We start from the raw sequence: 14,792 nt of genomic DNA, 5'->3' as shown, positions 1-14,792 counted from the left end.
GCGCCATGATACCCTCATAACAAGAGGACTCATGGAGGGGCTTATGGTGATGGGGGATGCGGGCACGCCGCGTCTGCGCAGCGGCGGCTATCAGGCATGGCTGGTCGGACTGCTCAGCCTGAATTTCGGCATCGTCTTTTTCGATCGGCAGGCGCTCAACGTGCTGATGCCGTTCGTCCAGCCCGAGCTCGGCTTGTCCAACGCTCAGATCGGCCTGCTCGCGGGCGGCCTCTCCTTCACTTGGGCCATTGCCGCCTTCGCCATCGGCCGCCTGTCGGACACGATCGGCAATCGCAAGCTGCTGCTCGTCGGCGCGACGCTCGGCTTCTCGCTCTGCTGCTTTCTCAGCGGCATGGCGACAAGCTTCCTCTTCATGCTGTGCGCACGGATGCTGATGGGCGCGGCGGAGGGCGGCGTGATGCCGATCAGCCATGCCATGGTCGCCAGCGAAGTCGATCCGCGCCGTCGCGGCCTTGCGCAGGGGATTGCCCAGAATTTCGGGTCCAATCTGCTGGGATCGTTTCTTGCGCCGGTCTTGCTCGTGTGGTTCGGCCTGGAATTCGGATGGCGCAACGCCTTTTTCCTCGCGTCCATTCCCGGCATCATCTGTGCCCTGCTGATCTGGTTCACGCTGGAGGAGCCCGCAGCGCCGGCACGGCCACAGGTACAGGATGGCCAAGCCCAAGGTGTCCTCAGTGTGTTGCGCACCCGCAATGTGCTGGTCTGCGTGCTGCTGGGCGTGCTGATGGTCAGCTATTTCGTCATCTGCCTGACCTTCCTGCCGATCTACCTCACCAGCGTCAGAAGCTACACCCCGACGGAAATGAGCTGGCTGATCGCAACCCTGGGCATTTCCGCGACTATCGGCAGCTTCGCGATCTCGGGCCTGTCGGACTGGATCGGGCGGCGGCCCGTCATGATCGCCATGCCTCTGCTCGGCATCATCCTGCCGCTGGGCGCTCTCTACTGGAGCGGGTCGATCTGGGGGCTGGTCCCGATCTTCTTCTTTGGCTGGGGCCTGAACGGGATCTTCCCATTGTTCATGGCCACCGTGCCGTCGGAAAGCGTCGATCCGCGCCAAGCCGCGACGGCGCTGGGTCTCACCATGGGATCGGCGGAAATCCTCGGCGGGGTCTTCGCGCCTTCGCTGACCGGTGTAGCGGCGGACGCGACCAGCTTGGCCGCGCCCTTGTGGATCATGGTAGTGCTGGCGATCCTCGGCGGGATCGTGGCGATTTTCCTCACCGAAACCGCCCCCTCGCAACGCGCCAGGATGGCGGCCGCGTCCTGACAGGATCCGATGCCGGGCCACGCATCTGGAAAGCGCGGTCCGGCATGGAGCTTTTAAATCAGGCCGGCACGCTCGCGAGGCGCCTGGCTGCAATATCGGCGCCTTCCCGCAGGGCCTGCAGCTTCTTCCACGTGACGGCGGGATCGATCTTGCCGTAGCCGGCAAAGGTGCCGAAGCCGCAATCCGTGCTGCCGATCACGCGCTCAGCGCCGACAATGCCCGCAAAGCGCTCGATCCGCTGGGCGACCAGTTCCGGATGCTCGACATAGTTCGAGCAGCTATCGATCAGGCCCGGGGCCAGCACGAGATCGTCGGGCAGCTTCGCATCCCGCCACACGGTCCACTCATGCTCGTGGCGCGGATTGGCCGATTCAAACAGCACGACGCCGGGGCGGGCCCGCAGGATCGTCGGCAGCACCTTGGCGAGATCGATGTCGCAATCATGTGGGCCTTCATAATTGCCCCAGCAGATGTGCATCCGCAGCCGGTCGCGGGGGAGTCCTTCGGTGGCGGCATTCAGCGCCTCGACATTGGCCTCGGCAATCTTCACGAACTCTGCGTCGCTCACGTCCTGATAGCCGGTGTGGCGGGACATGGCGAGGTCGGGGCAATCGAGCTGCAGGTCGAAGCCCGCATCGATGATCGCCTGATATTCAGGGCGCATGGCCGTCACCAGATCCGCGAGATAGGCCTCGTGGCTGGGATAATAGGCATTGGGCTGGAAGGCCGTGATCAGGCCGGGGGACGCGGCATTCATGAAGCCGCGTGCGCCCTTGCCCTGCGCCTTGAGCGCCTGATCGAACCGACGAATGTCGTCATGGCAGGGCTGCAGGTTCTTGAGCTTCACCGGTGCGATGCACGAGGCGCGGGTGAATTCCTGATCGCCCATGATCGCGGCGAGCTTCTTGCGCAGCTCCGGCAAGGGCGCGAGGTCGAGCGCCGGCTTGCGATCGGTGTGGCCGCCAAAGCCCTCCAGACGCTCGATGATATAGGTTGAGTAACCGACCTTTCCGAGTTCGCCATCGGACACGATGCTGACTCCGGCCTCGACCTGCTTGGCAACGGCATCGTCGATGGCCTGCTGCACAACCGTCTCGAACTGCGCGGCGTCATAAGGCTCGCCATGATCCTTCGCGAGCAGCAAGGGAACAAGCTCCGGCCCGCGCGGCAGACTTCCGACATGTGTCGTTGCGATCACAGTACTCAACCCTTTCTTCAATTCAACGCTATGCCGCCGCCCCTCGCACGACCGATGCAATCAGGCAAGCCCGAGAGAGGTCGGGCCAAAAACGCAAGGCTTACCGCCATTTGCGGAGACGGCCATTGTTGACAATATCCAATGATGTCTCAGCATCACCCGGGCAACCGCCCGGCCCGCCGCTGTTCACACTATTGCACATATTGCTGCTCCCAAACCCTCATGTTATGCCGCCGCCACGCCGTTGCATGTCCGCTACGAGACATGAAAATCAGCAACGGCAACATGGAGAGGAGATTGCCCATGCGCAGATTTTGCGCGCGATCCGTTGCGTCCTATGCCCTGGCCTGTGCGCTAGCCGCCCCGGTTTATGCCCAGAGCGGCGAACAGCCCAAAAGTGCCCAGAATACGGACGTTACCGGCGATATCATCGTCACTGCCCAGTTCCGTGAGACACGGCTTCAGGATACGCCGATCGCCATCACCGCGGTCAACGCCGCCCTGCTGGAACAGCGCGGGCAGACCAGCATTGCCGACATCGCCAACCAGTCACCCAACGTGACCTTGCGGCCACAACCGCAAAATGGCGGCGCCGGCCTCATCGCCTTCATCCGCGGCGTGGGGCAGACCGACTTCAACTATGCCCTCGACCCCGGCGTGGGCGTCTATATTGATGATGTCTACATTCCGACCCTCTCCAGCTCGCTGCTGGACCTCATGGATCTGGACCGGGTCGAGATCCTTCGCGGCCCGCAGGGGACGCTGGCGGGCAAGAACTCCATCGGCGGCGCCATCAAGCTGTTCAGTGCCAAGCCCGATGGCTCTGGCGGCGGCACGCTTGAGGCCACCTACGGGTCCTACAACCGCCTCGATCTGCGCGGCATGGCCGACTTCGCTGTGACGGACAATCTGTTCGTCCGCCTGTCTGGCGCCGCGAAGAGCCGCGATGGCTACCTCAAACTTCTGGATTATGGCGCGACCCACCCCGGCTCGAACGTGCCGGCCAGCAACAACCGGGGCGCCGACCCCGTTGTCGGGACGCAGGGCGGCCAATCCTATGTCGCCGGGCGCATCGCGCTGCGCTGGCTGCCGTCCGATGCGCTCGAAGTGAACCTGTCCGGGGACTATACGTCGGATAAGTCGGAGCCGGCGCCAACCGTGCTGATCGCGGCCGGTCTGCCGGGGCCGACCTCGACCAACCCCAATCCGTTCAACCCGGCCATCCCCAACCCCGGTACGAATGCCAATGGCGGTGCCTGGCTGCCGGGCAAGAATGGCAGCCCCGTGCCGGTAGGCTGCGCCTTCGTGCCTTATGGGGCCTATGGCTGCGATTCATTGGCCAGCTCGGCATATGGCGGTGACCGCCGCTTCATCGGCTACGCCAATTTCGTGGATGGAATGCTGCCCACGTCCCAGTCCCCCTACAAGCCCTACACGGCCTTGCAGAACCAGGACTTCAAGGGCTGGGGCATTCACGGGAATGTGACGTGGACGCTGAGCGACAGCCTCAATGTCGTATGGATTTCCTCCTATCGCGAATATCAGTCGAACTTCGGGCAGGATCAGGACGCGACCCCTGTTCCCGTCGCGCAACTGGATAACCAGCTCGACCATCACGCCTGGAGCCAGGAACTGCGCTTGAACGGCAAGGTCGGCACGTTCGCCGACTTCACCCTCGGCGGCTTCTACTTCGATCAGAAGGGCACCTACTCCGCCCGTGTCGACCTGAACTATGCCGGCATCGACTTCCTGCATGGTCCCGACACCACGCCGTCCACTTCCAAAGCGCTTTTCGCCAATGGCGTGATCCGGCCGTTGGAAGGATGGAGCATCTCGGGCGGTCTGCGCTACACGCGTGATGAAAAGACCTACACCTACTTCCGCCGCAACCCGGACGGCACGGTGCCGTTCGGTAACTGGACGCCGGCGCAATTGCCGTCCCTCCCGATCTGCGAGTTCTTCCAGGGCGCACCGACCGCAGGACCGACCGGCATTGGCAATACGCCCAACTGCCTGCTTTCTGGCCTCTACAACGTCAGCGACAGCTTCAAGGGCGATCGCTGGGATTGGCGGATTTCCACCGACTTCCGATTCTCGCCGGAACTGCTTGTTTATGGCTCGGTTGCTACAGGCTTCAAGGGCGGCGGGGTCAATCCCCGACCGTTCTTCGGGCCCTCGGCGGGTTCGTGCACAGCACCGGGCTATGTCGCTCCGGCACCCTGCAACCAGCTCGGCAGCTTCAACCCGGAAACGCTCACCACCTATGAGCTGGGATTCAAGTCCGACCTGTTCGATCGGCGCGTGCGGCTGAACGGCGCGGTGTTCCTGAACAAATATAATGACATGATCCTCACGCTCTCGGCGTGCCCATCCGTGCCCTGCCTCAAGCCCACCAACGTCGGCAAGGCGGACGTCAAGGGCTTCGAGCTGGAAACGACCATTCATCCGTTCGCGGGCTTCACCGTCGATGGGAGCCTTAGCTACATCAACTTCCAGTATAAGGAAGTCGGCACGTCCGGCATCTCACTGGATGCGGTGACGCCTTACACGCCGGAATGGACCTACAGCTTCGGCCTGCAATATGATCATGAGATCACGCCCGGCACGGTGAGCGTGCGGTTCGATGGCTCCTATCAGTCCGATGTCTTCACCGAGACATCCAACTCTGAGTGGAGCCGGGTGGAGGGCAACTTCCTCGCCAATGGCCGCCTGTCTTTCACCACGACGGACAAGGACTGGCGCATCTCGCTGGAAGTGCAGAACATGTTCAACAAATATTACTTCCTGACCAAGAGCGATGTCAGCGCGTCGCTTGGCGTCGTAACGGGCGTGCCTGCGCCATTGCGGACCTGGGCGGTCTCCGTGCGCCGCAGTTTCTGACCGCCTCGTCAAGCCAATGTATCGGGAGTGGCGCGCCGTCGCCTCTCCCGATCTTATTGTGCGCACAATCGCCGCACAAAAAGGTCGGAAGCGGTTGCGCCGCAGATACTTTGGACACTATCAATAAGCCGACCGCCTGCCTTCCCACGAACAGGACTCATACATGCTCATCAAACGGCTCGACCACGTCAACATCCGCACCCGTGACCTGCCGCCGGTGGTGGCGTTCTACCGCGACATTCTGCTGCTTGAGGAGCGCGATCCACCGTCCAATCTGGACCGGACGATGGTGCGATGGATGTACGATCACAAGGACGATCCGATCGTTCATATCAGCACGCCCGGCGCGCTGTCCGAACATGGGGTTTACGACAATATCACCGGGACGACGGGCGGCCTCGATCATGTCGCGTTCCAGTGCGTCGGCCTTGGCCCGCTGGTCGAGCGGCTTGAGGTCCACGGCGTGCCCTGGCGGGAGAATCGGGTCGAGGTGATCAAGATGACACAGGTCTTCCTGCATGATCCCACGGGCGTGCAGATCGAACTGAACGTGTTCGACGAAGACCCGGCCTGAACGCGCCTGACCAGAGAGGACCGCACAGAATGACCGACGCTGGCACGGGACAGCCGCCCAAGGCACTTGAGCAGTTCGACATCGCGGGGCGCAGCGCGCTCGTGACAGGCGCTGCCTCCGGCATCGGCCTCGCTTATGCCGAGGCGATGGCGGAAGCCGGCGCACGGGTCACGCTGACGGATGTCGATGGCGCCTCCGCCGAGCGGGAAGCAGCCCGCCTGCGGGCGCAAGGCTATGAGGTGCGCGCCGACGAGCTCGATGTCTCCGACCGCGCCCGCACCACGCAGGTCTTCGATGCACATGAGGCTGCTTATGGCGGACTGGACATCGCCTTTGCCAATGCCGGGCTTGGGATCGGCCCCGGCTTCTGGAAGCCAGAAGGCGGCCGCGACCCGCAGGGCCAGATCGACACCTACGATCCGGCCATCTGGGACCGGATCATCGCGATCAACCTGACCGGCGCCTACAACACGATGCGCGATGCGGCGCGGCTGATGAAGAAGAGCGGCAATGGCGGCTCGATCATCGCCACCTCGTCCAATGCGGCCGTGATCTGCGAGCCGATTGTGCCGATGCCCTATATGCCGTCCAAGGCCGGGGTCAGCCACATGGTCCGCCACCTCGCGCTGGAGCTGGGGGCCTATCAGATCCGCGTCAACGCCATCTTGCCCGGACCTTTCGTCACCAACATCGCGGATGGATCGCTCAAGGATCCCGTGGTCCGCAAGGCGTGGGACGACGCGACCTTGATGGGGCGGATCGCCGAGACCTATCAGATCAAGCCGCTGGCATTGTTCCTTGCCTCCGACGCATCGAGCTATGTAACCGGAGCGCAGATGATGATCGATGGCGGCATGTCGCTCGGCCGGCTCGGCTGAGCAATATCGCGCTGCCTCAAGCCAAGACCAGAACAGGAGTGACACGCATGACCACATCCGCACAGGCCGCCATCTGCAAGGGCGGCGAAGCGCCGTTCGCTATCGAAGCCGTGACGCTGGACGAGCCCCGCGCTGACGAGGTGTTGGTGCGCATCCACGCCTGCGGCATCTGCCACACCGATATGGCCGCACGCGATGGGCAGCTCCCGACCCCGCTCCCCATGGTGCTGGGCCATGAAGGGGCCGGCGTGGTCGAGAAGGTCGGGTCCGAGGTGACGCATGTAAAGCCGGGCGACCGGGTGCTGATGAGCTTCAACAGCTGCGGCACCTGCCCGAGCTGTGAAGTCGACAAGCCCACTTATTGCTACAATTTCGTGCCCGAGAACTGGATCGGCACCAGGCCGGACGGCAGCCACACGCTGCATCGCGATGGCGAGGGCGTGAATGCGAATTTCTTCGGCCAATCATCTTTCGCCACCCACGCCATCGGCCATGCTCGCAACGTCGTGAAGGTGCCCGAAAGCGCCGCGCATGTACCGCTCTCGACCCTCGCGCCGCTCGGCTGCGGTTTCATGACCGGCGCCGGTGCCGTGCTGCGCAGCATGAAGGTGCGCGCCGGCATGCCCATCGCCGTCTTCGGCACGGGCGCTGTCGGCCTCGGCGCGATCATGGCCGCCAAGATCGCGGGCGCGAACCCGATTATTGCCGTCGACATCCACGACAACCGCCTGGCACTGGCCCGCGAACTGGGCGCGACGCACACGATCAACGGCAAAACCAGCAATGCGGAGGAGGAAATCCGCAAACTCTGCCCGCAGGGTCTGGGCTATGCGTTCGATACGACGGGTCTGAAGGCGATCATCGAGAGCGCCGCCGGACTGATTGCGCCGCTTGGCATCGTCGGCATCGTCGGTGCATCCGACCCCGCCGCCAATCTGACACTCAACGAGTCAGCCTTCATGGGTGGCGGCAAGCGGCTGATGGGCATCCTGGGTGGCGATTCCGATCTGTTCGGCTTTCTGCCCGAATTGATCGACCATCATCTTGCGGGTCGTTTCCCGCACGATCGGCTGATCAAGACGTTCCCCTTCGCGCAGATCGATGAAGCCTTCCATGCCGGCGAGAGCGGCGCGGTGGTGAAGCCCGTCCTTGTGATGGACGCCTGACCGGTAGCCTGATCCTCGACAAGCCGCGCCCGTTCTCCTTCGGGTGCGGCTTGGATCGGCCCTGCGCGGCGACGAGCTAGCCTTGCCGCTTCCATCTTTTGCTGAACATGTTAATTACTTTGCGTGGGCTGACGGCCCGGCCGCAGGCGCGATTATGCGTTCGCGTATGTGATAATTTCATATATAGAGAGAATGACAATGACGGCAGCAACAAACATGATGGGAGCAGCGGCATGACGGCGCGGGGTCTGGCAGTCGAGAAGCCCAAGGCAGTCGAAGGGCCAACGGTGCGTGATGCCGTGATGAGCCTGCTGCGCGATCTTGGCATGACGACATTGTTCGGCAATCCCGGCTCGACTGAGCTGCCGTTGTTCCGCGACATGCCACAGGATTTCCAATATGTCCTGGGCCTGCAGGAAAGCGTCGTCGTCGGTATGGCGGACGGCTTCGCGCAAATGAGCGGCAATGCTGCGTTTGTTAACCTGCATTCCTCTGCCGGCACGGGCCATGCGCTTGGCAACATCTTCACCGCGTTCCGTAACCAGACGCCGCTGGTGATCACCGCAGGGCAGCAGGCCCGCAGCATCTTCCCCTACGACCCGTTCCTCTATGCCGAGCGCGCCACGGAGTTTCCGCAACCCTTCGTCAAATGGACCTGCGAGCCGGCGCGCGCCGAGGATGTGCCGTTGGCCATCCTGCGCGCTTATCATATGGCGATGCAGGCGCCGCGCGGTCCGGTGTTCGTCTCGGTGCCCATCGACGATTGGGATCGCGCCTGCCAGCCGATCAGCACCTCGACTGTCTCTCAGGAATCGATGGCGTCCCCTGCCCTCATCGGTGCCGCCGCGGACGCACTGAACGCCGCGAAATCGCCGGTGATAGTCGCCGGCGCTGGCGTCGGCCGCGAGAATGCGCGCGCCGCGCTCCATGCCCTGGCGACAGCGCATCAGGCGCCGGTGTGGGTCGCGCCAATGGCTGCCCGCGCCGTGTTCCCGGAAGACGATGTCCTGTTCGCAGGCTTCCTCCCAGCTTCGCGTGAAGCCATTGTGGACGCACTGGATGGCCATGATCTCGTGTTGGTGCTGGGGGCGCCGGTCTTTACTTATCATGTCGAGGGCTTCGGCCCCTATGTGCCCAAGGGCGCGCAGATCATACAGATTGTCGATGATCCAGCCACGGCAGCCCGCACGCCGGTCGGCACCGCTATCGTCGGCAATGTCGCGGATGCGATTGCGCGCCTGTATGCTGCATCCAATGCTGCACCCCGGAAGGCGCCCGCACCTCCCGCGAGCCATGCCGCCGAAAGCCCCGATGGCGCCGCCATTTTCGAGCCCTATCTGATGCAGCGCCTTGATGCCCTGCGTCCCAAGGGCATCATTATCAGCGAGGAAGCGCCGAGCACGCGCGGACCGCTGCACGATCATTTCCCGATCCGGCTCGAGGATGAGTTCATGGCCACCGCCAGCGGCGGGCTGGGCTTTGCGCTACCTGCGGCAGTCGGCGCGGCCCTTGCGCAGCCGAACCGCACGGTGCTGTGCCTGCTGGGCGACGGGTCGTCCATGTATTCGATCCAGGGTCTCTGGACGGCGGGCGACCTCAAGCTCGACGTGCGCTTCCTCATCGTCAACAATGGCGGTTATGCCGCGCTCGATCAGTTCGGTGCGCTGTTCGACATCGAGGTGGTGGGCAGCAAGCTTCCGGGCATCGATTTCGTGAAGCTCGGTGAGAGCATGGGCGTGCCCGGCGCGCGCGTTTCCGACCCTGCAGCGCTGGACGATGCGATCCGGGATCTGTTTGCCGGCAGCGGCCCCCGCTTGCTGGAAGTCATGGTGGAACGGGCGCGCTGAGGCTTATGCTGCGCGCAGCATGAGCAGCGAGCGCCGGTGTCCGATAGGAGAAAAAGATGAGCAAGACATTCATTACCTGCGCGATCACCGGCGCATCGCCGATGCCCAAACATCCCAACTTTCCCTTCCGTCCCGAGCATGTGGCGCAGGAAGCGCTGGACGCGGCAGAGGCCGGCGCGTCGATCATCCATGTTCACGTCCGCAATGGCGAGGATGGCACGCCGAGCCAGGAGATGGACGATTATCGCAAGGTGGTGAGCCTCATCCGGGAAAAGAACACGGACGTGATCCTCAACGTCACGACCGGCCCGGGCTGCATGTGGTTCCCCAAGAGCGCCGACGAGCCGGCGATGCCGGACCTCGAAAAGACCCTGATGTTCACCGCGGAGCGGCGCATCGAGCACATCCTCGACCTCAAGCCCGACATGTGCACGCTCGATATCTGCACCATGAACCTGTGGGGCGGCATTGCCATGAATCTGGAGATGATCGTCGGCAAGATGGGTACCATGTTGCAGGATGCCGGCGTGCTGACCGAGATCGAATGCTTCGAGGCCGGCGATTTCGTCTTCGCGGACGATCTGATGGCCAAGGGCCTAATTCCCAAAAATGCACCCTTCACCTTCGTACTCGGCACCAAATATGGTCTGCCCGCGACGCCGGAGGCGATGATGTATTCCAAGAACCAGATCCCGCGCGGCGCGCCCTTCACCGGCTTTGGCATTTCCCGCCACAGCTTCCCCATGGCGGCGCAGTCTGTGCTGCTCGGCGGGCACATGCGCGTTGGCTTCGAGGATACGATCTACCTGCGCAAGGGCGTGCTGGCGCAGAGCAATGCCGATCTGGTGCGGCAGGGCGTCGAGATTCTCGAGAAGATCGGCGGTGAGCTTGCCACGCCGGGTGAGACCCGGCAGATGCTCGGGCTTAAGCAGTGAGGCGGGCACAATAGGGCAGGCCCGCCGACGGCTATTGGGGGATCGCGGCATGGAAGCGAAGGCGGAGTCCTCGTCGGTCAAATCGGCCACGCGGACGCTCGACATTCTGGAATATGTCGTCAGCAGTGGCCGGCCGGTCAGTGCTGCCGAGATTGCGCTCTCCTTGGCGATTCCCGTCAGCAGCCTCTCCTATCTGCTCGGGACGCTGGTCGAACGGGGCTATCTGCTGCGCAGCGGCCGGCTCCATTCGCCCGGGCCGGCGCTCGCCCGTCTCAACCCGGCACCGGAAGCCATCCCGCTCAAGGACCGGGTCTACCCGGTGCTGCGATCGGTCTCGCGGCAACTCAACGAGACCGTCTCCTTCTTCGTCCGCCATGGCGAGAATATGGAGGCGATTGCAGGAGAAGTGGCGCCGCAAGCGCTGCGCTATACCATTGAGGTTGGCCGCCTCGTCCCGCTCCATGCCTTTGCCGCCGGCAAAGCCATTCTGGCCGCGCTCGATCCGCAGGAGTTGGACGCCTATTTCGCGGCGGCGAGTCGCGCGGCGTTCACCCCGCAGACACGCACTGCCGAGGCAGAGCTGCGCCGCGAACTGGCACAGATCGCGCAAACCGGTATTGCGCGCACTGCCGAAGAGTTTACCCCCGGCATCATCGGTATCGGCCATGCCGTGCATGTGGGCGGGAGCCTGGTCGGTGCGATCAGCGCCGCCATCCCGGTCGCGCGGGCTACGCCGGAGCTTGAGCAGCGCGCGGCCGTCCTGCTCACCCAGGCGGCCCAGGCGCTTGGCGGAGACTGAAGGCAAAGCGCAGGGGGTTATCAACCTCCTCGCGCCACTTCCCGATGCCAGCGTCGAGGAAATCTTCGACCTGATCCTCGAAAAGGCAGGCGCCCGGATCGAGCGGATCGTGTCGCAGGGGCAAGTGACACCCAAGGTCGCGCCATACGATCAGCCGCATGACGAGTGGGTGCTGCTGCTGGCCGGCGGCGCCCGGCTCTGGCTGGAGGATCGGGGCGAGTGCGCGCTCTCGCCCGGCGACGCGATGCTTATCCCTGCTCACGTCCGTCATCGCGTCGTCTGGACGCAGGCAGCACCGCCGACCGTCTGGCTGGCGGTGCATTTCGCGCAGGATCGCCCGGCAGAGTGAACCGCCGGGCGAAGCGGGGCGGGATCAGTTACCCCGCGGCTGCTTGGTCATCATCGGCGTGAAATTCTCGATGATGAAGGCGCGGCCGAGCACCGGATGCGCAAAACTCATCGGCACTTCGTAGCGGTGCGGCCAGGTCTGCCGCACTTCCTTCTCGGGCAGGATGCGGTCGGGGCCGTTGAGATCTTCCGGATAAGGCTTTTGCGCCGGCTGCAGGTGCGCGGTGGTGTGCGCCCAGCCCTTCTCATAGTCGCCCTGCCACTGCATCATATAGTCGAGGCGCTTGATCTTCCAGACGCCGTCTTCCTTGACATAGTCATTCTCGTAGATGCCGGACTCCCAGAATTGCTGCGGCACCCCTTCAGGCTTTTCGTGCAGCGCGTCATCATGCCAGCCACCCGCGAGAATGCCGCGGAAGCGCCCCTTGGCAGTCTGGCCATCCTCGGCAATGGTGATGACATCCTGCAACTGGAAATGGTCGAGCAGCAGGCCATGGACCGGGCCGCGCCGCCCGCCGGTGAAGAGGTTCTGGAACCATGTTCCATAAAGGCGCATCACGCCCTCATATCCGACATATTCGCCGGAGAGGAAGACAACCACGCCCTCCTTGGCAAAGAGACCCGCAACCTCCTCGGGGCGGTTATAGTCAATATAATAGCCATAGGCCCATTGGAGCCGACGGATCGCGTTGATATCCTCGAGTTCCTGAACCTTCTTTTCCAGCTTGGCCAGGCGCGATTCCACCTCAGACATTATCGACTCCTCTCACTTTGACTGTATGTTTTGCTAACAAAGCACAAATAGCCGGCGAGAGGAAAGAGTCATCATGAGCAGCACGGATTGGTCCGGAAAAGTCGCGTTCATCACGGGCGCGGGCACCGGAATCGGCTTCGGGATTGCGCGGGCTTTCAGCAATGCCGGCATGCGCCTCGCCCTCTCCTACCGCAATGAAGAGCAGCGGGCGCGCTGCACCCAATGGTTCGAGGAGCGCGGGCGGGAGGCGCCGCTCTGGATCAAGCTGGACGTGACCGACCGGGCAGCGTTCCAACAGGCTGCGGACCAAGTGGTCGAGCATTTCGGCGCCTGCCATGTGCTGGTGAACAATGCCGGCGTCTCCGTCTTCGGCCCCACCGATGAAGCCAGCTTTGCCGACTATGACTGGATCATGGGCGTCAACTTTGGCGGAGTGGTGAACGGCATCGTGTCCTTCCTGCCCAAGATCAAGGCGAGCGGCGAAGGCGGCCATGTGGTCAACGTCGCGAGCATGGCGGCCTATCTCTCCGGGCCGCAAGCCGGGATCTATACCGCCAGCAAATTTGCCGTGCGCGGCCTGACGGAGTGCCTGCGCTATAATCTGGTGCCCTATGGCATTGGCGTCTCGCTGGTCTGCCCGGCGCTGGTCGCGACGGATGCGGCGCTCTCCGCGCTCAAGCGCCCGGCCGAATTTTGGGGCAGCGGTTTCGCACCGGTGGACGAGGCGGAAATCCGCCAGTTCGCGACCGCTTTCGAGAATGGCATGGACCCGCTGGAGGCCGGTGAGAAGATTTTTGCCGGCATGGTCGAGAACCGGGGCCTGATCTTCACCCACCCCGAATTTGCGGAAGACTTCAAGGACATCTACGAAACCAGCCTCGCCGCCCTGCCGGATGAAGTCGCGCCGCCGGAGCGCCTTGAGGTCGAGCGGATGCGCCGGGCCGCTAACAAGGCCGCGCTGGAAGGCGCAAAGATCGGCTTGAGCGACCTGACCTGACCGGAACCTGCCGAGCGCCTTGCGTACGCGACGGCGACGATCCAATAAGACGCAAAGACAGGGGAGAATATATGAACGGCAAATCCATCGCCTCTCTGGCCGCCTTGCTGGCCGGCGCCGCCCTTGCGCCGACGCCTGCAGCCGCACAGGACGCGGCCCAGCGCTGTGCGGCCCTCACCAGTCAGAATTTCGGGGCCGAGGTGAAGATCACCAGCGCCATGCTGGTACCGGCCGGTCCCTCCAAGGCCCCGCCGCCCCCGGGCGAGCCGCCCGCGACGCTAGTGCTTCCTGAACATTGCCGCGTGGATGGCGTCATCAACCAGCGCACGGGCGCCGGTGGCAAGACCTATGGCATCGGCTTCGCCCTTGCGCTGCCGAAGGATTGGAGCGGTCGCTTCCTCCTGATGGGCGGCGGCGGACTGAATGGCAGCATTCGCGAGCCGATCGGTCCGGTCGCGGCCGGCAACCGCCCTGCCCTCTCCCGCGGCTTTGCGGTGCTCAGCCATGACAGCGGCCACAAGGGCGCGGTGTTCGACAACGCTTTCATGATCGATCAGCGCGCCACGCTCGACTTTGCGGAGAGTTCGGTGCGCACCGTCACGCTCGCCGGCAAGGCGATCGCACAGGGCTTCTACGGCAAATCGGCCACGCGCAGCTACATGACCGGATGCTCGACCGGCGGTCGGGAGGGCATGCTCGCCGCACAGCGTTATCCCGAGTTGTTCGATGGAATTGTGGTCGGCGCGCCGGCCATGCGGACCGGCAACTCAAATCTCGGCATGAGCTATGCGCAGGTGATGTTCAACCAGGCCGCGCCCAAGGATGACAAGGGCACGCCCCTGATCGACCGGACCTTCTCGCCGACGGATCGCCAACTCATCCTCAAGGGGCTGCTCAACCAGTGCGACGGTCTCGATGGCCTGAAGGACGGGATGATCGAGAATGTCGGCCAATGCCGCTTCCAGCCTGCCCGGCTGCAATGCACCGGCGCGAAGGCGGATTCGTGCCTGAGCAAGGCGCAGGTCGAGGCCCTTGAGCGCGCCTTTGCCGGGCCGCGCGACAAATCCGGTTACCCGCTTTATGCGCCGGTGCCCTTTGATACCGGCATCGTCGACACGTCCGGCC

General features: G+C 63.7%; 12 protein-coding genes and 1 pseudogene. 11 read left to right on the top strand and 2 right to left on the bottom strand.

Going from position 1 to position 14,792, the window contains the following annotated elements; translation table 11 throughout:
* Nucleotides 1–31: 31 nt before the first annotated feature.
* Complete coding sequence (locus M2336_RS12640; RefSeq protein WP_264593043.1) at nucleotides 32–1,291, top strand: MFS transporter; 1,260 nt, start codon at nucleotides 32–34, stop codon at nucleotides 1,289–1,291.
* Nucleotides 1,292–1,349: 58 nt separating this feature from the next.
* Here the strand turns inward: M2336_RS12640 and M2336_RS12635 are convergent, their stop codons facing one another.
* Nucleotides 1,350–2,489, bottom strand: coding sequence for a cobalamin-independent methionine synthase II family protein (locus M2336_RS12635; protein ID WP_264572804.1), 1,140 nt, complete (start codon nucleotides 2,487–2,489; stop codon nucleotides 1,350–1,352).
* A 303-nt stretch (nucleotides 2,490–2,792) separates the two neighbouring features.
* Here M2336_RS12635 and M2336_RS12630 point away from each other — a divergent pair, with 303 nt between their 5' ends.
* From M2336_RS12630 to M2336_RS12595, 8 genes are all read left to right on the top strand, one after another.
* Complete coding sequence (locus M2336_RS12630) at nucleotides 2,793–5,369, top strand: TonB-dependent receptor (RefSeq protein ID WP_264593042.1); 2,577 nt, start codon at nucleotides 2,793–2,795, stop codon at nucleotides 5,367–5,369.
* A 163-nt stretch (nucleotides 5,370–5,532) separates the two neighbouring features.
* Nucleotides 5,533–5,943, top strand: a complete 411-nt coding sequence (locus tag M2336_RS12625; RefSeq protein ID WP_264572802.1) for a VOC family protein — start codon at nucleotides 5,533–5,535, stop codon at nucleotides 5,941–5,943.
* Nucleotides 5,944–5,972: 29 nt separating this feature from the next.
* The gene (locus M2336_RS12620) at nucleotides 5,973–6,821 is read left to right on the top strand and encodes an SDR family NAD(P)-dependent oxidoreductase (RefSeq protein WP_264593041.1); all 849 of its coding nucleotides are present in this window, start codon (nucleotides 5,973–5,975) and stop codon (nucleotides 6,819–6,821) included.
* A 47-nt stretch (nucleotides 6,822–6,868) separates the two neighbouring features.
* Nucleotides 6,869–7,987 (top strand): NAD(P)-dependent alcohol dehydrogenase, encoded by a 1,119-nt coding sequence (locus M2336_RS12615; protein ID WP_264572800.1) that lies wholly within the window; start codon nucleotides 6,869–6,871, stop codon nucleotides 7,985–7,987.
* A gap of 233 nt (nucleotides 7,988–8,220) precedes the next feature.
* Complete coding sequence (gene mdlC / locus M2336_RS12610; protein WP_264570269.1) at nucleotides 8,221–9,834, top strand: benzoylformate decarboxylase; 1,614 nt, start codon at nucleotides 8,221–8,223, stop codon at nucleotides 9,832–9,834.
* A gap of 56 nt (nucleotides 9,835–9,890) precedes the next feature.
* Nucleotides 9,891–10,769, top strand: a complete 879-nt coding sequence (locus M2336_RS12605) for a 3-keto-5-aminohexanoate cleavage protein (protein ID WP_264572799.1) — start codon at nucleotides 9,891–9,893, stop codon at nucleotides 10,767–10,769.
* Nucleotides 10,770–10,818: 49 nt separating this feature from the next.
* Complete coding sequence (locus M2336_RS12600; protein ID WP_264572798.1) at nucleotides 10,819–11,568, top strand: IclR family transcriptional regulator; 750 nt, start codon at nucleotides 10,819–10,821, stop codon at nucleotides 11,566–11,568.
* The gene (locus tag M2336_RS12595; RefSeq protein ID WP_264572797.1) at nucleotides 11,555–11,917 is read left to right on the top strand and encodes a cupin domain-containing protein; all 363 of its coding nucleotides are present in this window, start codon (nucleotides 11,555–11,557) and stop codon (nucleotides 11,915–11,917) included. Before M2336_RS12600 ends, M2336_RS12595 begins: the two co-directional genes overlap by 14 nt.
* A gap of 24 nt (nucleotides 11,918–11,941) precedes the next feature.
* On the opposite strand, the gene M2336_RS12590 is transcribed toward M2336_RS12595, so the two are convergent.
* Nucleotides 11,942–12,670 carry a nuclear transport factor 2 family protein gene (locus tag M2336_RS12590; RefSeq protein ID WP_264572796.1) on the bottom strand — a complete coding sequence of 243 codons (729 nt, stop codon included), beginning with the start codon at nucleotides 12,668–12,670 and terminating at the stop codon, nucleotides 11,942–11,944.
* A 73-nt stretch (nucleotides 12,671–12,743) separates the two neighbouring features.
* Between M2336_RS12590 and M2336_RS12585 the strand changes: the two genes are divergently transcribed.
* A complete protein-coding gene (locus tag M2336_RS12585; protein ID WP_264572795.1) occupies nucleotides 12,744–13,667 on the top strand; it encodes an SDR family oxidoreductase in 924 nt (307 codons plus the stop codon).
* Between the two features lie 71 nt (nucleotides 13,668–13,738).
* A pseudogene (locus tag M2336_RS12580) lies at nucleotides 13,739–14,791 on the top strand (tannase/feruloyl esterase family alpha/beta hydrolase); the annotation flags it as partial.
* Nucleotide 14,792: the final 1 nt, after the last annotated feature.

The sequence above is a fragment of the Sphingobium sp. B1D7B genome (assembly GCF_025961965.1).
Lineage (GTDB): Bacteria > Pseudomonadota > Alphaproteobacteria > Sphingomonadales > Sphingomonadaceae > Sphingobium.
Note: the sequence above shows the minus strand (reverse complement) of the source record. Positions and strands in the feature narration are given on the sequence as shown.

Coding starts and splice junctions, on each gene's coding strand:
- M2336_RS12630 (WP_264593042.1), top strand. CDS start 2,793: ATGCGCAGATTTTGCGCGCGATCCGTTGCGTCCTATGCCCTGGCCTGT.
- M2336_RS12620 (WP_264593041.1), top strand. CDS start 5,973: ATGACCGACGCTGGCACGGGACAGCCGCCCAAGGCACTTGAGCAGTTC.
- M2336_RS12625 (WP_264572802.1), top strand. CDS start 5,533: ATGCTCATCAAACGGCTCGACCACGTCAACATCCGCACCCGTGACCTG.
- M2336_RS12640 (WP_264593043.1), top strand. CDS start 32: ATGGAGGGGCTTATGGTGATGGGGGATGCGGGCACGCCGCGTCTGCGC.
- M2336_RS12590 (WP_264572796.1), bottom strand. CDS start 12,670: ATGTCTGAGGTGGAATCGCGCCTGGCCAAGCTGGAAAAGAAGGTTCAG.
- mdlC (WP_264570269.1), top strand. CDS start 8,221: ATGACGGCGCGGGGTCTGGCAGTCGAGAAGCCCAAGGCAGTCGAAGGG.
- M2336_RS12585 (WP_264572795.1), top strand. CDS start 12,744: ATGAGCAGCACGGATTGGTCCGGAAAAGTCGCGTTCATCACGGGCGCG.
- M2336_RS12615 (WP_264572800.1), top strand. CDS start 6,869: ATGACCACATCCGCACAGGCCGCCATCTGCAAGGGCGGCGAAGCGCCG.
- M2336_RS12600 (WP_264572798.1), top strand. CDS start 10,819: ATGGAAGCGAAGGCGGAGTCCTCGTCGGTCAAATCGGCCACGCGGACG.
- M2336_RS12605 (WP_264572799.1), top strand. CDS start 9,891: ATGAGCAAGACATTCATTACCTGCGCGATCACCGGCGCATCGCCGATG.